Source organism: Nocardioides sp. R-C-SC26 (assembly GCF_021246465.1).
In the GTDB taxonomy this organism is placed as follows: Bacteria; Actinomycetota; Actinomycetes; order Propionibacteriales; family Nocardioidaceae; genus Nocardioides.
The window spans coordinates 111,216-131,256 of record NZ_JAHRHK010000011.1 but is presented as its reverse complement, the minus strand read 5'-3'; the positions used below and the strand labels follow the sequence as shown (position 1 = coordinate 131,256).

Sequence of the window (20,041 nt, the reverse complement as noted above, 5' to 3'; positions counted from 1 at the left end):
TCACGAGACCCGTGGGCCGACAGTCTCAGGCCAGTCCGGCGTCGTGCACGCAGATCGCTATCTGGGTGCGGTTGTCGGCCTCGAGCTTCTCCAGCAGGCGCGAGACGTGTGCCTTGATCGTGGGCACGGAGAGGTGCAGCTCGGCTGCGATCTCGGCGTTGCTGAGGCCCTGGCCGACGCGGAGCGCGACGTCGTGCTCGCGCTCGGTGAGCGTGGCGAGCTGGTCGCGCGCCCGGGCCGAACGGTTGTCGCCGCCCTCGGCGCGTAGCCGCTCGATGAGCGTGCGGGTCACCGAGGGGGAGAGCATGGGGTCGCCCTCGGCAACGGCCCGGATGGCGGCCACGATCTCCGGCGGCGGGGTGTCCTTGAGCAGGAAGCCGTCCGCCCCGACGGCGAGCGCCTCGACGATGTGCTCGTCGGCGTCGAAGGTGGTCAGCACGATGATCTTGGGCGACTGCGGGTCGGCCAAGAGCGTCCGGGTGGCCTCGAGGCCGTCCATCCGCGGCATCCGCAGATCCATCAGCACGACGTCGGGACGCAGCTCGCGGGCCCGCGCCACGCCGTCGCGCCCGTCGACGGCATCCCCGACGACGGTCAGATCGACCTGCCCGCCGAGCATCAACCCGAGTGCGGACCGCACCAACGGGTCGTCGTCCACGAGCAGGACGCGGATCGGGTGAGCCGACGCAGACGTCATGCCGGCCACGGTAGTGAGGCGCGGAGCCGGAACGTGCCGCCGACCCGGCCGTGGTCGAGCACACCTCCGCCGAGCTCGGCCCGCTCACGCAGTCCGATGAGTCCGAGGCCGGATCCGGGTGCCGCCGGTGCGCTCGCGGCGAAACCGAGGGGATTGCTGACGGTGACGGTCAACCGGTCGCCGGGGGAGCCCTCCAGGCCGATGGTGACCTCGGCGTCCGGGGCGTGCTTGCGAGCGTTGGTGATGCCCTCCTGGACGATGCGGTAGGCGGTGCGCCCGAGCGGCGCCGGGACCTGCCCCGCGACGTCGTCCTCGAACGTGATCCGCATGCCGGCGGCCAGTGCGTCGTCGACGAGCGCGGAGATCTCGGCGAACGTCGGCTGAGGGCGGTGGTCCACCTCGCCGGAGGTCTCGCGCAGCACTCCGAGGACGTCGCGCAGGTCGGTGAGCGCGGCGTTGGCGGCGTCCCGGATGACGCCCAGCCCGCCCCGCAGGTCGTGCGCGCTCAAGTCGTCGCGATAGCTCAGAGCGCCTGCCTGCATGGAGATGTGGGAGATCCGGTGTGCCAGAACGTCGTGCATCTCGCGCGCGATCCGGCTGCGCTCGGAGAGCCGCGACTGCGCCGCGCGCAACTCCTGCTCGGCCTCGGCGCGCTCGGCGCGGGCCCGCAGGGTCCACATCAGCTCGCGGCGGGAGCCGATGAACATGCCCCACGCGATCGCCGCCGACAGGACCAGGGCATTGGTCGACAACGTCAGCCACCAGGGCTCGGAGTCCACGGTCGGGTAGGTGATGAGGAACGCCTGCGCCCCGGCGACGCTGATCACGCCCAGGGGCAGGACCTCACGCCAGCGACGTCGCGTCGCCAGCGAGACCAGCGCCAGGGTCGCCGGACCCGCCGCCAGGATCGACACGCAGGACACCGCGGCTGTCACGACCGCTACGGGTACCGGCCATCGACGCCGCCAGGCCACGAGGGCGAAGCAGGCCGCGCCGCCGAGGAGGTCGAGCGCGACGTGGTCGGTCCGGTGGTCGGGGTCGACGTTCGCCCAGACGACGGCGCTGATAGCCGCCATCAGGAGGAACCGCCACGTGTAGCCCCACCACATCAGCGTCGGCTGGTAGGCGCCAGGCTCGGGCCGCGGAAGCGTGCCTGCCGCACGGTCGGCGGCCGAACTGATCACCGCCTCACCGTAGTGCGGCGACCTCCCCGCGCACGTCCGACCGCGGTCGACGCGTCCCCCTACCAAAGTCGCGCAACGATCGACCCCTGGCCGATGTGTCGCCTCCGCGCGGGCGGGGAGGGTGGAGCCATGATCGAAGTCCATGGCCTCACCCGTACCTATGGCGGTTTCACCGCCGTCGATGACGTGACCTTCACGGCGCAGGCCGGCCGCGTCACCGGCTTCCTCGGCCCGAACGGTGCCGGCAAGTCGACGACCATGCGCGTGATGGTGGGCCTCACCCCGGCGACCCGGGGCAAGGTCACCATCGGCGGTCACGAGTACCGCGACATCCCCAACCCCGGCCGCCATGTCGGCGTCCTCCTCGACGCTTCGGCCCAGCACGCGGGACGCACCGGTCGCGAGATCCTCACCCTCGGCGCCAAGACCATGGGCCTCCCGAGCTCCCGGGTCGACGAGATGCTCGCGCTGGTCTCGCTCTCCGACGACGAGGCCAAGCGGCGACTGCGCAACTACTCGCTGGGCATGAAGCAGCGGCTGGGCATCGCTCACGCGCTGCTCGGTGACCCCGAGGTGCTGATCCTCGACGAGCCCGCCAACGGCCTGGACCCGGCCGGCATCCGGTGGATGCGCACGCTGCTCAAGGGCTACGCCGACCGCGGCGGCGCCGTGCTGCTCTCCAGCCACCTGCTCAACGAGGTCGAGCTGATCGCGGACGAGATGATCCTGATCGGTCGCGGCAAGATCGTCGCCCAGGGCGACAAGAAGAGCCTGCTGGCTATGGACTCCACGGTCAGCACGCTCGTCGTCGCCGAGGACAACGCCGCGCTCGCCCGCGCCGCGCAGGCGGCCGGCCATCAGGTGACCGAGGCCGGCGAGGGCATCCGGGTGGACGCCGCACCCGCCGACGTCAGCCGACTCTCCATCGAGCACGGTCTCGTGCTCACCGACCTGCGCAGCGGCGCCGCCGGGCTGGAGGATCTCTTCCTCGAGCTCACCGCCGACACCCAGCGCGAAACCGTCCCCGCGCCCGCGACAGGAGCCTCCGCATGAGCACCCCCGCCACGGCGACCGCCGTCAACACCCGCACCATCGACATCAGCGCGACCCCGGCCGTGCCGATGAGCCGACTGATCTCGGTCGAGATCCGCAAGAGCTTCGACACCCGCGCCGGCCGCTGGCTGACCTTCTCCATCCTCGGCATCACGGTGATCGCCACCGCGCTCGGGGCGCTCTTCTTCGAGGAGAGCGCCCAGGACTACGTCTCGATGCTGAGCATGGCGGGGGGCATCATGACCTCGTTCCTGCCGATCCTGATGATCCTGCTGATCACCAGTGAGTGGAGCCAGCGCACCGGACTCGCGACGTTCACTCTGGAGCCGAGGCGCTCGCGCGTCGTCGTCGCGAAGTTCCTCGCGGGCATCGTCCTCTCGATCGCGGTGCTTCTGCTGGGCGCCTCCATCGCGGCGGTCGGCACGCTGGCCAGCCCGGTGAACGGCGGCTCCGCGGACTGGAACCTCACCTGGGACCCGATCCCGAGCTTCTTCCTCGGCACGCTCATCGCCGTCTTCGTCGGCTTCGCCTTCGCGATGCTGCTGCGCAACAGTCCGGCCGCGATCGTCGGATACTTCGTCTACTCGCTGATCGTGCCGACCGTCGCGGGGATCCTGGCCTACATCATCAAGGGCCTCGAGGACGTCATCCCGTGGATCGAGTTCAACACCGCACAAGCTCCGCTCTACACCGGAGACTTCACGCTGTCGGGCCAGGAGTGGGCCCAGCTGCTCGTCTCCGGAACGATCTGGCTGGTGCTGCCGTTCTTCGTCGGCCTGCGCCTCCTCCTCCGTGCCGAGGTGAAGTAGCGCGAGCTGACGTCTGCCGGCCTGAGGTCGGCATCACCGACGAGCCCCGGTCGACCGTCGTGGTCGTCCGGGGCTCGCGGCGTCATGATCGCCGGATCGCCGGATCGCCGGATCGCCGGATCGCCGGATCGCCTAGCCTGCACGCGTGGCCGATCTCCGACTTCACCTCGCCTCCCGCAACGCCAAGAAGCTCGCCGAGCTGGAGCGGATCCTGGCCGACCATCTGCCCGGTATCGAGATCGTCGGCCTCGACGACGTGCCTGCCTACGCCGAACCGGTCGAGGACGCTCCGACCTTCGAGGGCAACGCCCGCCTCAAGGCTCAGGCCGGTGTCGCCGCGACCGGGCTCGCCACCATCGCCGACGACAGCGGGCTCTGCGTCGCGGCGCTGAACGGGATGCCGGGCGTGCTGTCGGCCCGCTGGTCGGGGCAGCCCAAGAGCGACGAGCGCAACAACAGGCTCCTGCTCGACCAGCTCGACGACGTCCCCGACGAGCGACGTGATGCCTACTTCGTGTGCGCCATCGTGTGTCTGACGCCCGACGGCCAGGAGCTGCTGGTCGAGGGGCGCATGGACGGTCGCGTCATCCGCGAGGTGCGGGGCGACGGCGGCTTCGGCTACGACGTCCTCTTCGAGGCCGACGACCTCCCCGGCCGCACGACCGCAGAGCTGACGCGCGAGGAGAAGGACGCGATCCCCCACCGCGGCCGGGCACTGCGTGCCCCCGCACCCCAGCTCGCCGTCGCCCTGCGTTGACCCGTCTTTACTTCAAGACGGGTCAACGCGAGATCGGTGCCGGAGGCGGGACTCGAACCCGCACACCCGAAGGCACAGGAACCTAAATCCTGCGTGTCTGCCAATTCCACCACTCCGGCCCAGGTGCACTGTCGCAGGCTGAGTTTCGCAGGCCGACGTCGTCGGCCGGAGCGGTGGTCGGCGACGACGTTCAGTCCAGGCCGAGGTCGCGACGCAGCTTGGCCACGTGTCCGGTCGCCTTGACGTTGTACTGGGCGACGACGACGGCGCCCTCGGCGTCGACGACGATGGTGGAGCGGATGACGCCGACCACGACCTTGCCGTAGAGCTTCTTCTCCCCGAAGGCTCCGTAGGCCTCCAGGACCTCCTTGTCGGGATCCGACAGCAGGGAGATCGTCAGGGCGTCGCGCTCGCGGAACTTCGCCAGCTTCTCCGGCTTGTCCGGCGAGATGCCGACGACCTCGTAGCCCGCCGCCTGCAACGAGGCGAGCGACTCGGTGAAGTCGCAGGCCTGCTTGGTGCAGCCCGGCGTCATCGCAGCCGGGTAGAAGTACACGATCACTCCGCGACCGGTGCTACTGCGCAGGTCGGCCAGTGAGACCTGCTCGCCGGTGTCGGAGGTCAGGGTGAACTCCGGAGCGATGTCTCCGGGGGAGAGGCGGGGGGCGGTGCTCATGGACGGGTCTCCTTCATGCAAGTAATTCGCAACAGCGTAGGGTGCTCGGCATGCACGTCCCCGACGGATTCCTCGACGCACCGACGTCGATCGCTACCGGTGCCGTGGCCGCCGTCGCCGTGGGCGTCGCCCTGCAGCGTGCCAGGCGCGAACTCGACGACCGGACGGCACCCCTGGCGGGTCTGGTCGCGGCGTTCGTGTTCGCCGCGCAGATGGTGAACTTCCCCGTGGGTGCCGGCACCTCCGGGCACCTGATGGGCGGCGCACTCGCGGCCGTGCTCGTCGGCCCGTGGACGGCGGTGCTGTGCGTCTCGGTCGTGCTCGCCGTCCAGGCGCTGGTGATGGCCGACGGCGGGCTCACGGCCCTGGGCACCAACATCGTGCTCATCGGCGTGGTGACCGCCGGTGTCGGCTGGGCCGTCTTCGTGGTCCTGCGCCGCGTCCTGCCGCAGAGGCTGTCGATGATCCCGATCTCCGCGGCCGTCGCAGCACTGCTGTCGGTGCCCGCGGCCGCCGCGGTGTTCACGGGGCTCTTCGCGATCGGCGGCCAGGCGCCGGTCGATCTGGCCGACGTGCTCACCGCGATGCTCGGCTGGCACGTGCTGATCGGCATCGGTGAGGCGGCCGTCACCGGACTCGTCGTGAGTGCTGTGGTCAGCACGCGGCCCGACCTGGTCTACGGTGCCCGGCGGCTCGTCGCCGCGCGGACCGCCGCACTGCGCGAGGAGGTGGCCGCATGAGCGCCACGACGTCGTCCAACCGGCGCTTCTTCGCCGCCTTCCTCCTGGTCGCGCTGCTGGTCGCCGGTGTCGCCTCCTACTACGCGAGCAGTCATCCCGACGGGCTGGAGTTCGTCGCGGAGAAGACCGGCTTCCTGCACGCTGCGGAGGACTCCGCGGTAGCGGACAGCCCGTTCGCCGACTACGGCACCTCGGGCGTCGACAACGAACGCGCGAGCGTCGCGATTCCAGGAATCCTCGGCACCCTGCTGGTCCTGGTCGTCACGGGCGGCATCGCCTACGCGGTGCGACGACGTGGCACGCACGCCCCCGTCGACGCCGCTGCCTGAACCGCAGGTCCGTCCGACCAGAGAGGGGTGACGTGGGGGCCGCGCACGGGCATCTGTTCCACTTCCACGCCCACTCACCGCTCCACCGCGCCCCGGCACATCTGAAACTGCTGGCGCTGCTCGCCTTCACCCTGACCGTCGTCGCGACGCCACGCGGGCTCTGGTGGGCCTACGCCGGCTACGCGCTCGTCCTCGCGAGCGTGATCGCGCTCTCGCGTGTCCCGGCCCGCTATCTCGCGCCACGGATGCTCGTGGAGACCCCCTTCGTCGTCTTCGCGCTGCTGATGCCGGTGCTCGGGCACGGGCCGTTCGTCGAGATCGCCGGGCTGACGCTGTCCGAGCCCGGCATCGAAGCCGGCGCCGCGCTGATCACCAAGGGCACCCTCGGTGTGCTCGCCTCGCTCACCTTCGCCGCGACCACGACCTCGACCCAGATCATCGATGCGCTGGCCCGGCTCCGGGTGCCGAGCCTGCTGGTGGAGATCATGAGCTTCATGTTGCGCTACCTCGAGGTGGTGCTCACCGAGTACGGGCGGATGCTCATCGCCATGCGCTCACGGGGCTGCGAGCCGCGGAACCCGCGGCACTGGCCGGCGCTGGCCAGGTCTCTCGGTGCGCTCTTCATCCGGTGCTACGAGCGCGGCGAGCGCGTGCACGTCGCCATGCTCTCGCGCGGCTACACCGGCGCCCAGAGCGGGAGGATGCCGTCGTGAACCCCCGACCTCCGACGACCCCGCCGTTCCCCGACGGAGCCAACGCGGAACCGGTGCTCGAGATCGCGGGGCTGGCCTACGCCTATCCCGACGGCCATCGAGCGCTCTCCGGCGTCGACCTGCGGATCGGGCGCGGTGAGCGGGTCGCCCTGCTCGGCCCGAACGGCGCGGGCAAGACCACGTTGGTGCTGCACCTGAACGGGATCATCGAGGCCGTGGCCGGCAGCGTCCGCGTCGGCGGGCTCGCTGTCGAGAAGGCGAACCTCGCCGAGATACGACGTCGCGTCGGCGTGGTCTTCCAAGATCCCGACGACCAGCTCTTCATGGGCACCGTCCGTGCCGACGTCGCGTTCGGGCCGCGCAACCTGGGCGTCCGCGGTGCCGAGCTGGAGACGCGGGTGATGCAGGCGCTGGACCAGGTCGGCATGGCCGACTTCGCCGACCGTCCGCCCCACCACCTCTCCTTCGGCCAGCGACGTCGGGTCGCCGTGGCGACGGTGCTGGCGATGGAACCGGAGATCCTGGTGCTCGACGAGCCGTCGTCGAACCTCGACCCGGCGTCACGGCGTGAGCTCGCGGACGTGCTGCGCGCGCTCGACGTCACGGTGCTGATGGTGACGCACGACCTCCCCTACGCCCTGGAGCTCTGCCCACGCGCAGTCGTCCTGGGTGAGGGGCGGGTGGTCGTCGACGGACCCACGGTGGACGTCCTCACCGACGAGGCGTCGATGCGCGCCCACCGCCTCGAGCTCCCGGTCGGATTCGATCCGCGGGTCGTGCGCCCGAACGGGTAGGGCCTGCGGCGCAGCCCATTGGTAGCCTGCCCGGGTGAGCAACGAGCTGTCCGACCTCGAGCGCGAGATCGAAGAGACCCGCGAGCGCCTCGCCGGCACCATCGACCAGTTGCTGTATCGCTCGCATCCCAAGACGATCGTGGGTCGCGAGGTCGCCGCCATCAAGGCCTACTTCGTCGATGCCTCGACCGGCGAGCCGCGCACGGACAACATCCTCAAGGTCGCCGGCGGTGTACTGGGCACGGTGGCGTTGCTCGTCGTCGTGCGCCGCGTCGCCCGCTGAGCTGCTGTCTCGAGGCGCCCGCATGTCTGAGAAGCAGCCGATCAAGATGCTGCACGACCGCATCCTGTGCGAGATCGACACCGATGCCGGCGAGCGTCGATCCTCCGGCGGCATCGTGATCCCCGCGACGGCGGCCATGGGCGCGCGCCGCCTCGCCTGGGCGCGCGTCGCGGCCGTCGGCCCGCATGCCCGCGCCGTCGAGACCGGCGACCGGGTGCTCTTCGACCCCGAGGACAAGGCCGAGGTCGAGGTGCACGGTGACGTCTACGTCGTCATGCGCGAGCGAGACGTGCACGCCGTCGCCGCCGACCGGCTCAGCGACGAGACGGCCGGCCTCTACCTCTGAACGCCGACGATCCGACCGGCCTCGCCGACAGGACGTAACGCACGTCACTGTCGCCCGTTGAAGGGGCATGCTCCGTCGTTCTCGTGCACTGCTCCCTGCCCTGGCGCTGGCGATGCTCCCCGTCGCCGCCGTGCTGCCGTCGTCGTCCGTGGCCGCCGAGGAGACCGTGACCACGGCCGCCCCGGCCGCGCGGGCATCGCGCTATGACGCCACGATTCGCTGGACCGAGCACGGCATCCCGCACATCACGGCCAAGGACTGGCCCTCGCTGGGGTTCGGCAGCGGCTACGCCGCCGCAGAGGCTGCGATCTGCACCCTCGCCGACACCCTGATAACGGCCCGGGGCCAGCGCTCCCGCTGGTTCGGGCCCAACGGCAACTACGACGACTACGTGTCGATGAACGGCACGAACCTGCAGATCGACACCCTCGTCACCGACATCCACAACCGCCGTGTGGTCGAGAAGCTGTTGACGTCGAAGGCCGGCCCCGGCACGCAGGCGCGACAGATGGTCGCCGGGTACGCGGCGGGTGTGAACAAGTGGCTCCGGGCCAATCGCGTGACCGACCCCGCGTGCGCCGGCGCGGGGTACCTGCGTCCGAACGTGACGGCGTTGGACCTCTGGTACGGCGTCTACACCGCGAACGTGCTCGCCTCCACCGGCACGTTCGTCAAGGAGATCGTCGACGCGGCGCCCCCCACCCCCGACGACCTCGGCCTGCCGGTGTCGCTGCCCCGCGTGGCCTCCGACGTCACTCCCGAACGTGCCGCTCGGATCCGCGCGGCGCTGCGCCCCGACGTCGCCTTCGGCTCGAACGCCACGGCGATCGGTGGTGACAAGACGACGACCGGCAAGGGGATGCTGCTCGGGAACCCGCACTTCCCGTGGCGTGGCCGCTACCACTTCACCCAGCAGCACCTGACCATCCCCGGCGTCTACGACGTCGCCGGCGCGTCGCTGATCGGGTCGCCGGTCGTCAACATCGGCTTCAACAACGACGTCGCGTGGAGCCACACGGTGTCGACGGCGTACCGCTTCACGCCGTATGAGTACAAGCTGCTCGTCGACCCCACGCTCTACCTGACCGCGAGCGGTCCGAAGCGGCTCGAGCGTCGCGTCGTCGAGGTCAAGGTCAAGCGCGAGAACGGCTCGATCGGCACCGTTCGCGAGGATCTCTACCGCACCGACGTGGGCTACGTCGTCGACTCCGCCGCGACCCTGATGGGGTGGACGCCGCTCACCGTGTGGGCCCTGCGCGACGCCAACGGCGAGCAGCTGCGCACCATCGACACGTTCTTGAACATGGGCAAGGCGCGCACCGTGCGCGATCTGCTGCGTCGTCAGGACGCCGGCGGCGGGATGCCGTGGGTCAACACGACCGCTGCCGACCGGCGCGGCGACGTGCTCTACGCGGACCACTCCGTCGTCCCGCACGTCACGAACTCCATGAAGGCGCTGTGCCGCAGCGAGATCGGCATCGTGCTCGACCAGGTGGCCGGTCTGCCCGGCCTCGACGGGACGTTCGCCGACGGCCGGTGCGCCTGGGGTGCTGACAAGGATGCGCAGCGGCCGGGGATCCTCGGACCGCGCAACCTGCCCGACGTCGTCCGTCGCGACTGGGTGCACAACGCCAACGACTCCTACTGGACGCCCAACGACCAGGTGCGCCTGGAGGGCTTCCCGACCATCATCGGCTGTGAGCAGTGCCCGCGCACGATGCGCACCCGCATGGTCGCGCAGTACGTGATGGACCAGCTCGCCGACGGCGGCAAGGAGTCGCCGGCCTCGCTGGCCTCCCACCAGTACGAGAACCGGATGCGGGCCGCGGAGGTGATGCGCGAGGACGGCGCCCTGGACGCCGTCTGCGCGGCGACGGGGGAGAAGCGGGCGTGCGAGGTGCTCAAGCGCTGGGACGGCCGCTCCGACGTCGACTCGGTGGGCACGCACATCTTCGAGGTCTTCCTGACCCGGTTGCCCGACAACGGGGTGTGGAAGGAGGCGTTCTCCTTCACCGATCCGTTCAACACCCCGCGCGGGCTCAACGTGGACAACAGTCTCGTCGTCCGTGCGATGCAGCGGGCGATCGACTCCCTGCGCCGTCGCAAGATCCCCTTCGACGCGCCCTGGGGCACGCTGCAGGTGGCCGGCGACCGGGGAGCGCCCGCGATTCCGCTGGGCGGCGGCATGGGTGACGAGGCGGGCAACGCCAATGCCCTGGCGGCGCGCAAGACCAAGCAGAACAAGCGGTTCTTCCGACCGATCACCTACGGGTCGTCGCACATCCAGTCGATCGCCTTCCTGTCGGGCGGACGGGTCTCGGCCCGCACGATCTTGACCTACGGCCAGTCGGAGAACCCGCGCTCGCCCTTCTCCACCGACCAGACACGCCTGTTCAGCCAGGAGAAGTGGGTCTCCTTCGCCTGGACCGACGCGGAGATCGAGCGTGACCTGCTGCGCACCGAGCGGATCCGCGGCTGACGAGCGCCTCGCGGACGCGTCGTCCGTCCCTGGTGGGGTGAACCTCCCGCAGAAGCGCCGGGAACGGGGCCGTGAGCGGGAGTTTCGTCGGATCGATTGGTGACGTGGAGCCTCAGGAGAGGCCGGAGACCTCGGTGGAGATGCCGATCCGGTACTGCGGGCAGAGCTCGCGGCCGGCGGCGTCGATCATCACGAACGACTGCACCGGGTCGATCTCGCCGTTGGCGGCGATGGACGCGGCGATGTCGACGACGGAGGCGCCGCGACCGTAGTCGCGGCAGATCAGCCATCCGGCTTGCACCAGCACGTCGGCGTCGAAGTCGGAGAAGACGGGGTCGACCTGACGAAGGATGTCGAGGTAGGCGGCTCGCGGCGGGGCCGTGACCATCGGCAGCGGCAACGTGGGGAGCGAGCCGACCGGCGTCGGGTCGGCCTCGGGCCTGGTACTCGGAGTGCTGTCGGTGCCGGAGACGGCCGCGAGCACGAGCAGCACCAGGCCGAGCACCGTGGCCAGGCCCACGACGACGTCGACCACACCGGTGCGCGGCGTCGTCGCGAGCACGGCCTCACCGAGCGGCGGCAGCGCGACCGCAGGCGTCGACGTCGTCGCGTCGACCGTCGCTTCCTCCGCGCTCTCGTCGCCGGGCGCATCGCCCTCACCGGACCCCTCGGCCTCATCGGACGCAGCCGCCTCGCCCTCACCGGTCCCCTCGCCCTCGTCGGACGCAGCCGCCTCGTCGCCGTCGCTCTCGCTTCGGCCGGAGCCGACCGATTCGACGTCGTCCACCGCGGCCGCGTCGTGCGGAAACTCGGCGGGTCGCGGCTCCTCGGGTTCGACCTCGACCTCATCGGGGGGCGAGTCCGCGGTATCGGCGTCGCCGACGGGCTCGGGGGCCTTGCCCGGGTCGGTCGTGTCCGGTGCGTCCTCCGCCGGCGGCGCCGGGCTCGTCGTGGTTGAGCCGGAGGCGGTGTCGGCGGAGGTGCTCGTCGCCGATACGTCGGGCTGCTCGGCCTCGACCTTCCTGACGTGGCGGTTGAAGCTGGCCCGTGCGTTGGCGCGAGCCTGGGACGCGCCCTTGGCGCTGGTCGAGGTTCGCTCGAAGTCGCCGCACGAGCACGTCACGGTGCAGGCGAACGCGTCGTCCGCAGCCCCCACCTCCGCGAAGGTGGGCTCGTGGTGCGGCGTAGGACTCGACACAGCTCCTGAGCCTATCGAGGTGGCCCTGGTCTGGACCGCTCGGTCTCGGCCGGGTCTCGGAGCGGTGACAACCGGGCGAGCGACTCCAGGAGGCATCACCTTCGGTCGCGGTGCGCGTTGAACTGCCGGTGCCCCACCCGGCGCCGCCCACGGTGCTTCGGCACCCGACCCAGGAGAACGATCCATGCTGCCCACCCTGCGGCGTCCTACCGCCCTGCTGATCGCCGTCGCCGCGTCCGTGGCGTTCACCGGCACGCTGAGCACCGTCCAGCCGGCCACCGCCGGTGCGCCGGTCGTCGCGCGTGAACTCGACGACCCCGACCACCTCGGCTCGGTCGAGCTCGGTGACGCGATCGACGTCCCGGAGATCGCCGACATCGCTCAACTGCTCCGGCAGCCCGACGGCTTCGCGTTCCGCGCCGTCGTCGACGATCTCGAGCACGGCGGACTCTTCGAGACCGAGGACGGCTTCAGCGTCGACCGCGGTCGGGACGGCGTGTGGCGCTACGTCCGTTCGGTGACGTCGAGCGGCCGCGCGGTGCTCGGGCGGCCGGTGAGCGCCGCCGGAGCGCCGGCCGGTCTCGCGCGACACGCGGGCCGCCACCAGGTGCGTCTCTCCAACGAGGAGAAGGACCTGCGCAGCATGCTCCAGTTGCGCCTGCAGACGATGGCGCGCCAGCTCGCGCCGCAGGCCGAGGTGGCCGCGCGCACGAGCGTCACGCCGAAGGTGTTCAACGTGCCGGCGCTGATGCTCGCCACCTGGTTCGACAAGGCGGCCGGCGAGACCCAGCCGCAGTTCCACGCGCCCAGCAACACCGAGGAGTACTTCACTCAGCTGCTCGACGGCTTCGGCGGGAACCCGCGGGGCACGATGACGCAGTTCTACTACGAGGCCTCCTTCGGGCAGTTCCTGGTCAACGTCGACGTCTACGGCACCTACACCTCGGCGCTCTCGCTGCCCGATCCCTGCTACTACGGCTACGGCGACGGCAGCTTCAAGATCACCGACCCCGCCGGAAGCGTGCTGGGCCTCGGCGGCCTCGGGGCGCTCGGCATGGCGGCCGAGGCCGTGCCGCAGGCGGTCGACGTCCCGTGGCGCAAGTACGACAACGACGGCGACGGCGTCGTCGACTTCCTGATGATGATCCACTCCGGCGGTGGTCGGGAGGTCACCTCCGACCCGTGCCAGACCCACTCCCACGCCATCGAGTTCACCGCGCTCGCCAGCATCGCGACCGGTCTGATCGGCATCAACGCCGAGACCCTCAAGATCGGTCTGCCGACGACGACGCCCGGGGTGTTCGTCAACCGCGTGGTGACGATCCCCGAGTACGAGTCGCACCACGACCCGCTCACGATCGGCGTCGGCGTGCACGAGATGGCCCATGCGATCGGTGAGCCCGACTACTACGACACCACCTATTTCGCCGAGGGCACCGGTGACTGGGACGTGATGGCCGGCGGCTCCTACCTGGGGAACCCCGCAGGCAGCAACCCGCCGATCTTCAACCCGGCGTCCCGCGTCTTCCAGGGGTGGGTCACGCCGACCATCGTGCGCGGGAACCTGCGCAACTACCGGTTGAAGCCGCGCACGGTCGAGCCGCGCGCGAACTACCGCGTCGGGACGCCTGACCCGAACCTGCTGCTCGTGCCCGCCTACGAGATCAAGCTCGGTCAGAAGGACAAGGTCGGCCACACCTGGACCGCCGAGGACGTCTACGGCCTGGCCTACGACAAGGTGCGCAAGACCTACGTCGTCGAGGGCTACTACGTGGAGAACCTCGGCCGGAACACGCGCTCGGCGAGCCTGCACGCCCGCGACCCGATGGGGTCGATGTTCGACCGGCAGCTCTACAGCTCCGGCCTCGCGGTGTGGCACTTCGACTACTACCGCCGCTCCACCACGTACTTCGGCCGCGCGAACGACGCCCAGGACGACGCGAACCGCTACCAGATGGACCTGGAGGAGTTCGATCGCAACGACAACACCCAGGAGCTCCAGCTCGGCGGCGAGCGTGGCAACCCCGGGGACCTGCTGACGGCGGCCGCCACCGGCATCACCTCGGGCACGCGGATGCTGGCTCCGGGGCTGGGCGGCAACACGGGCAACCCCCAGAAGCCGGTGGAGCTCTCGGGCACGACGACGCCGCTCTCGGCCGGCACGGCGTCGTTCACCGTCGGCAAGAACGCCGCGAACGAGTCGATGACGGTCACCGCGCGCAGCGACATGCTCGGCGACTGCAAGCTCCGACTGGTCGACCCGCGCGGCAACGCAGGCACCGAGGTCGACGGTGGTTCGTTCGGTGAGACCGAGACCCTCACGGTGAAGAACCCCATGGCCGGCACCTGGAAGGTCGTCGTCGCCGACTACCTGCTCTGCACCGGCTGGTCGGGCCGCGTCGTGTTCGCCGGAGGCACCAAGGCCGGCTTCAACACCGCCGGTGCCGCCGACACCTGGTCGAACTGGTCGAAGAAGCCCACCGGGTGGGCGTTCACCAACGTGCGCGGCTACGGCAACGGGCTCGACATGAGCCAGGAGGCCGGAGCCTCGACCAACGACATGCGTCTGGACGTCGTCAATCTGGCGCGGCGCGCCGACGTCTCGCCGGGCTTCGTCACCGGACGACGCGACGGTCAGGGCGGTTCCGGCACGGTCACGGCCGGCGTGGCCAACGAGCTCGAGGTGCCGATCTTCTCCAACGGCGGCCGCAAGCCCGGCGCGGTGACGGTCGTGGTGCGCGAGGCCGGAGAGGGCGCCCGACTCGGTCGGGTCGTGGCGAGCAGGCGGGTCGTCCTGAGCGCCTACGAGCGCAAGAACGTGCGCTTCCGCTACCGCCCGGCTGCCGAGGGCCCGGTGCGGCTCGCGGTCACCGTCGACCCTCGCAACCGCGTCAAGGAGGGAGTGGAGACCAACCAGACCCAGGTGACCGACCTGTGGGCCGGCGCACCGAAGGCGCGCGTGCTGATCGTCGACGACTCCGGCACGTTCTCCGAGGAGCGCGCCATCCAGGGCGCCTTGTCGGCGATCGGCGTGGCGTCGACGACCTACGTCAAGCACCCCTCCTTCGCGCAGATGCGCAGCTACGACGCGGTGATCTGGTCGAGCGCGACCGCCCGCTACGAGGGGATCCTCGACAAGTTCGACCGGGCGCAGGTGCAGCGTTACCTCGACCGCGGCGGCAAGGTGCTGCTCACCGGCAGCGGTGCGCTCTCCGCTCTGACCAACCCCGGCTCGGAGCAGTCGCCGGCGAGCGTCGTCGGGTTCGGCGCCCGGTACTTCGGGGTGCGGCGCCCGTTCGGCGTGCCGACCTACGGGGCGTCCCAGGACGGCGCCGCGACCTTCACCGGTGTCGGTGCGCTGAAGGGGAAGACCGTGCGCGCCCGCCCCGGTCCCCGCGCCGGTGCGGTGAGCATGGCCGGGCTGGCCGCGGGCGGCCGCGCCATCGACGGCACGCGCTACCGGCCGTTCGGAAAGGCCGCGGGTCTGCTCGTAGCGCCCACGCTGCTGCTCGACACGGTGCCCGACGTCGGCACGCCGGCCTATGCCGGCGTCCTGATGACCGGTGACCGCAAGCACCGCGGGTTCCGCACCGCGGCCATCGGGTGGAACCTGGGCGACACCGCCGACCTCGCGGATGCCGTGGTCGTGCTGCGCGCGGTGATGCGGCACTTCGGCGTGCCCACGGGGGCCCCGCTGCGGTCGCCGTCGACGATCGTGCACACGACCTCGGTGCGTGACTCGGTCTCGGGGCGTCCGATCGACGTCAGCGCGGTCGTGCTCGGCGCGCGCGGTGCCGACGGTGTGGTGACGCCGACGCTCTACTACCGCCGGCACGGCCGCGGCTCCTTCTACGCCGTCCCGATGAGTCGGACGTCGGGTGCGGGCACGTGGGCGGCGCGCATCCCGGGCAACGCCGTCACACCCGAGGGCGTCGACTACTACATCCGGTCGGGCTCGACGTTCGCGCCCGACGGCGGGGGCCAGGGCGAGCCGCTCTACTACGGGGTGGCGGTCGCGACGCCGATGGTCGCCAAGCCGGTCGCGATCAGGTAGTCGAGCCACCCGTCGTCGCCCCGGGCCCGCCGCGGATCCCCTCGCTGCGGGCCCGGCCCGACGGGCGACGCGGACGCATACCTGACGGTATGTGACATTAGCAAGGGGGGTGTCACGCTTTTGACACACGTCATTTACATCGAGTGTGACCCGTGTCATGGTCCGTCCTGGGGAGGGGTCTCCGGGTGACCCGTCATCTCGCCATCCGACGGTTCCATACTCACCAGGAGTGCTCCCATGGGCTTTAGCGGACAGTTCCGCCACGCCAGAAAACGATCAAGTGGCCGCCGATCTATGCGATCGGCAGCCTTCGGTACCGCCCTGCTGCTGGCGGTCCCCACCGCCGCGGTCGTGGCGGTCGCCCCCGCCGCGCACGCTGCGCTGACCGCGCCCGCCGATGGCGCCGTGCTCTCGGGCAACATCACCATCACCGAGTCCGGCGCCTCCAATCCGTGCGTCCTGGGTCAGGGCAGCCCGTACTCCCGCATCGAGGTGCGACGGGTCTCCGACAACGCCCTGGTGCTGAACTCGGGCAACATCGGCGGCACCGGCAGCAAGTCGGTCACGTTCGCATCCAACGGGATGCCCCGGGGCCAGTACCGGATCAACAGCTGGATCCGTAACTCGGTGAAGTCCGGTTTCGGTGGTCTCGGTTGCACCAACCAGGGCGAGGTCGCCCAGGCGCCGCGCACCTTCACCGTCGACAACAAGGCCGCCGTCGCGGTCACCCTGCCGGCCAAGGTGATCACGGGCGAGAACCTCGCGATCTCGGTCAAGACCACCGCGCAGGGCAACGGCATCAACGGCTCCACCGTCGCCAACCAGCCGGTCACCGTGTCGGTGCCCGAGGTGGGCGACATCGAGCTCGTCACCGACGCCAGCGGCGTCGCCTCCACCACCGTCGACCTGCCCGACCTCCCGGCGGGCACGTTCGAGGTGACGGCCACCCCCGGAACGACCGACCTCTACTCGACCGGCTCCGCCGGTTCTGCGACCACGACGCTGACAAAGCGCTCGACGCAGCTGCTCTACCGCGGTGACAGCCGCGCTGAGCCCGGCGAGACCGCGACCCTCGAGGCCGTGCTCGTCGACGTCACGCCCAACAGCGACCGCTTCGGTCTCCCGGTCGCCGAGAAGCCGATCGCGCTCGCCTTCGGTGACAACTCGGCCGAGGTCGCGACCGACGAGATGGGTGCTGCCGCCCGTCAGGTCGCGATCGCCGCGCCGTCGCGCGTCGTGCCGGTCACGGCGACCTTCGCCGCCGACCCGGTGTGGCTGGGCAGTGGCGACTCGATCTCGTTCTTCGTCGGCGACGACGCGGTGAAGCGTCCCCCGACGCAGACCGGCCCGACGGGCGGCCTGCTGGGCGGCCTCGGCGGCCTGCTCGGACAGATCGTCTCCAGCGTCACCAACCCGCTGTTCAGCCTCCCGGTGCTCAGCACCGTGACGGACACGCTGGGCGCTCAGACGCTGCTCTCCACGCTCGCCGGCAACACCGGCGTGCTGCTGGGCAACACCGGCACCGCGGTCGACGGCGTGCTCGGCACGCTGCTCGACGGCGTCGCGGCCACCACTCCTCTCGGTCCGGTGCTCGACACCGCCCGGTTCGAGTGGCGTGCGATCTACGTGCAGCCGAACGGCACCCGTCGTGCCCGCACGTTCCACTCCGGCTTCGCCGTTCCGCAGGCCATGGACGTCACGGGCGACGGCAAGACCGACGTCATCGCCGAGCTCACCCTCGGTCGCAGCGACGGTGGCGGCGTCGTGCCGCGGATCCGGGTCACCCGGACCGACAGCGCGAGCGTCGACCTGCCGCTCAGCATCCAGGCCGTGATCGACATCCCGGGCAGCAACGACGTGTACCGCCTGGGCTACGACACCCGCGAGAGCAACGCTCCTCGCTCGTTCATCGGTGACGTCGCGATCGGCACCTCGGGCATCTCCCTGGAGATCTCCACCAAGGGCCGCGAGGCGATCGACGTGACCGGTGCCATCTCCGGCACCACCGCCGCGCCGAAGGAGCAGCGCTTCGCCATCGGCTACAGCGCAGCGCCGAACAGCAGCCGTGTGGGCGTCAGCCTCAACGGCGGCCAGAACATCGCCCTCTCGATGGACTCGCGTCGTCCCACCGTCGTGGACCTCTCCATGGTCGACGACCGGAACGCCGCGGAGGTGTTCACCGCCGACGGCACGATCGACGCCGTCGACGGCAAGCTGCAGCTCGCGGTCAACGGCTCGGAGACCGGTGGCATGACCGCCGAGCTCACCAGTGCCAAGGGCCTGTCGAAGATCGACCTGCGTGCGCGCACGCTGAACAACGGCCGCACGGCGGACGACATCCGCCTGGCGCTCACCGACGTTCCCTCGTCGGTGAAGTTCGGCCTGGACGCCGAGGGTCAGGGTGCGCTCACCGCGAGCGCTCCGATCGGCATCTTCGAGGCGGGCTACGCCTCGGGTCGCGAGATCGCCCAGCTGGACGACCCCGCTTACCTGCGGCTGCTCCAGAACGGTGAGAACCAGTCGGTGGCCGTGCGGCTGCCGGGCTTCGAGGGCATGACCCTCGAGGCGGGTGACAACATCGGCATCGGCCTCACCATGGCCCCGACGCCGCTGCGCGCCCTGGTCGACCAGGACGGTCTCACCTTCGACGCCAAGATCAACGACGCCCCGCGTCAGTTGAACCTGGGCCTGGGTGCCGACGGCTCCCTCAAGGTCGAGGGCTCCGACCCGATCGGCGAGGTCACCGTGGTCGGACACGCCGACGAGGGCATCTTCGACGGCGCCACCGACCTCGACCTGCGCATCGTCGACATCCCGACGAAGCTCGAGGTCGGCGTCACCGACGACGGCATCCGGTTCGACACCGGCGGCCAGTCGCTGGGTCTGCTGGAGATCTTCGCCGACGACGGCAACCGCCTCGCGGTGCCCGGTGGCGGCGACGGCATGCTGGTGCGCCAGTCGCCGAACGGGATCGCCATCGCGGGCCGCGTCACGGGTCTGCGGACCATCGAGGCGGCGCTGAGCAGTTCCCCCGAGGTGCTCCTCGACACCGTGGCCGGCCAGGTGTTCACGATCAACGTGAGCGAGGTCGACGAGAACGGTGCCGTGCTCAGCGACGTCAACGCGACGCTGGACCACCTGGTGCCGAACATGCGACTGGGCCTGACGGACGACGGGTCGGGGGCGACCAAGCTGGTCTACTCCGCCGACGCGCCGACCAACAGCCTGTCGTTCTCCATGGGCGGGCTGAGCGGCTCGATCGCCAACCCGTTGCCGGCCAACCTCGACATCTGCATGGCGCAGGACTCGGCCTGTCTGCCGGACTCGGGTATCGAGAACCCGACCCTGGGCTCGATCCGCTTCGCGGCGAGCGAGCAGACGACGCTGAACATGGTCGACCCGTCCAGCGGCATCAACGTCGAGAACCTGCAGTTGACCGCGCTCGACCTGACGGGTTCGGTGGACGCCGACAACGGTGGCCCGCTCTACCTGAACACGGCGACCGAGGGGTGCACCGTGGCCAACGCCGCCACGTGCGCTCGTGCGATCGGAACCGGCCAGATCGTCGCGAACATCGACGACACGCGCCTGACCTTCCGTCCGGGTGCCGGGTTCTACGCCATCGACGCGCTGACCGTCCTCAAGCCGAGGAAGCTGTTCGGTCAGGTCGTCGGCATGGACGGCGAGAGCGGCACGGGAGTCATGAACTGTGTCGGCAACACCGCGCTCGACGTCCGGATCAGCAACATCCCGATCATCGGAACGCTGACCGTGTCCCTCAAGGACGCGATCTGCAACGTCAACCGCACCAACTGATCGAACCGCTGATCCACTCGGCGCTCCTGCGTTGAGTGAATCGGCACCAGCACCACCGGCCGCCCGGCCGGACTGGAGACCCCAGTCCGGCCCGGGCGGGGCCGCACGTCGCG

General features: G+C 70.5%; 16 protein-coding genes and 1 tRNA gene. 12 read left to right on the top strand and 5 right to left on the bottom strand.

All coding sequences use genetic code 11. The features are described from left to right. Window positions 1-25: 25 nt before the first annotated feature. On the bottom strand, window positions 26-697 hold the full coding sequence (locus KSO97_RS11740; protein ID WP_232679071.1) for a response regulator transcription factor: 672 nt from the start codon (window positions 695-697) through the stop codon (window positions 26-28). Further along, entirely contained in the window at window positions 694-1,881 is a 1,188-nt protein-coding gene (locus KSO97_RS11735) for a histidine kinase (protein ID WP_232679069.1), read from the bottom strand. The genes KSO97_RS11740 and KSO97_RS11735 overlap by 4 nt, the downstream gene beginning before the upstream one ends. Before the next feature lie 129 nt (window positions 1,882-2,010). On the opposite strand from KSO97_RS11735, the gene KSO97_RS11730 reads away from it, so the two are divergent. The 3 genes from KSO97_RS11730 to rdgB all read left to right on the top strand — a co-directional run bounded on the left by KSO97_RS11730 (window position 2,011) and on the right by rdgB (window position 4,500). Beyond that, window positions 2,011-2,934, top strand: coding sequence for an ABC transporter ATP-binding protein (locus KSO97_RS11730; RefSeq protein WP_232679067.1), 924 nt, complete (start codon window positions 2,011-2,013; stop codon window positions 2,932-2,934). Then, window positions 2,931-3,743: an ABC transporter permease subunit gene (locus tag KSO97_RS11725; RefSeq protein WP_232679065.1), complete on the top strand. Its 813-nt coding sequence runs from the start codon at window positions 2,931-2,933 to the stop codon at window positions 3,741-3,743. Before KSO97_RS11730 ends, KSO97_RS11725 begins: the two co-directional genes overlap by 4 nt. 145 nt (window positions 3,744-3,888) lie before the next feature. Next, complete coding sequence (rdgB, locus tag KSO97_RS11720) at window positions 3,889-4,500, top strand: RdgB/HAM1 family non-canonical purine NTP pyrophosphatase (protein ID WP_232679063.1); 612 nt, start codon at window positions 3,889-3,891, stop codon at window positions 4,498-4,500. 37 nt (window positions 4,501-4,537) lie between these two features. On the opposite strand, the gene KSO97_RS11715 is transcribed toward rdgB, so the two are convergent. Both KSO97_RS11715 and bcp read right to left on the bottom strand, forming a co-directional pair. Beyond that, a tRNA-Leu gene (locus tag KSO97_RS11715) sits at window positions 4,538-4,619 on the bottom strand. Between the two features lie 71 nt (window positions 4,620-4,690). Beyond that, on the bottom strand, window positions 4,691-5,176 hold the full coding sequence (bcp, locus tag KSO97_RS11710; protein WP_232679061.1) for a thioredoxin-dependent thiol peroxidase: 486 nt from the start codon (window positions 5,174-5,176) through the stop codon (window positions 4,691-4,693). Between the two features lie 50 nt (window positions 5,177-5,226). Between bcp and KSO97_RS11705 the strand changes: the two genes are divergently transcribed. From KSO97_RS11705 to KSO97_RS11675, 7 genes are all read left to right on the top strand, one after another. After that, complete coding sequence (locus KSO97_RS11705; RefSeq protein WP_232679059.1) at window positions 5,227-5,916, top strand: energy-coupling factor ABC transporter permease; 690 nt, start codon at window positions 5,227-5,229, stop codon at window positions 5,914-5,916. Continuing rightward, window positions 5,913-6,245 (top strand): PDGLE domain-containing protein, encoded by a 333-nt coding sequence (locus KSO97_RS11700; protein WP_232679057.1) that lies wholly within the window; start codon window positions 5,913-5,915, stop codon window positions 6,243-6,245. The genes KSO97_RS11705 and KSO97_RS11700 overlap by 4 nt, the downstream gene beginning before the upstream one ends. 32 nt (window positions 6,246-6,277) lie before the next feature. Then, window positions 6,278-6,958 (top strand): cobalt ECF transporter T component CbiQ, encoded by a 681-nt coding sequence (gene cbiQ, locus KSO97_RS11695; protein ID WP_232679055.1) that lies wholly within the window; start codon window positions 6,278-6,280, stop codon window positions 6,956-6,958. Then, window positions 6,955-7,752 (top strand): energy-coupling factor ABC transporter ATP-binding protein, encoded by a 798-nt coding sequence (locus KSO97_RS11690; RefSeq protein WP_232679053.1) that lies wholly within the window; start codon window positions 6,955-6,957, stop codon window positions 7,750-7,752. The genes cbiQ and KSO97_RS11690 overlap by 4 nt, the downstream gene beginning before the upstream one ends. 34 nt (window positions 7,753-7,786) lie before the next feature. After that, complete coding sequence (locus KSO97_RS11685; RefSeq protein WP_232679051.1) at window positions 7,787-8,035, top strand: DUF3618 domain-containing protein; 249 nt, start codon at window positions 7,787-7,789, stop codon at window positions 8,033-8,035. Between the two features lie 22 nt (window positions 8,036-8,057). Then, window positions 8,058-8,381, top strand: a complete 324-nt coding sequence (locus KSO97_RS11680) for a co-chaperone GroES (protein WP_232679049.1) — start codon at window positions 8,058-8,060, stop codon at window positions 8,379-8,381. 67 nt (window positions 8,382-8,448) lie between these two features. Next, entirely contained in the window at window positions 8,449-10,860 is a 2,412-nt protein-coding gene (locus tag KSO97_RS11675; protein ID WP_232679047.1) for a penicillin acylase family protein, read from the top strand. Between the two features lie 112 nt (window positions 10,861-10,972). Here the strand turns inward: KSO97_RS11675 and KSO97_RS18325 are convergent, their stop codons facing one another. After that, a complete protein-coding gene (locus KSO97_RS18325) occupies window positions 10,973-12,058 on the bottom strand; it encodes a DUF732 domain-containing protein (RefSeq protein ID WP_232679045.1) in 1,086 nt (361 codons plus the stop codon). A gap of 184 nt (window positions 12,059-12,242) precedes the next feature. Here KSO97_RS18325 and KSO97_RS11665 point away from each other — a divergent pair, with 184 nt between their 5' ends. Both KSO97_RS11665 and KSO97_RS11660 read left to right on the top strand, forming a co-directional pair. After that, window positions 12,243-16,112, top strand: a complete 3,870-nt coding sequence (locus KSO97_RS11665) for an immune inhibitor A domain-containing protein (RefSeq protein ID WP_232679043.1) — start codon at window positions 12,243-12,245, stop codon at window positions 16,110-16,112. A 294-nt stretch (window positions 16,113-16,406) separates the two neighbouring features. After that, window positions 16,407-19,928, top strand: a complete 3,522-nt coding sequence (locus tag KSO97_RS11660) for a hypothetical protein (protein WP_232679041.1) — start codon at window positions 16,407-16,409, stop codon at window positions 19,926-19,928. Window positions 19,929-20,041 lie beyond the last annotated feature (113 nt).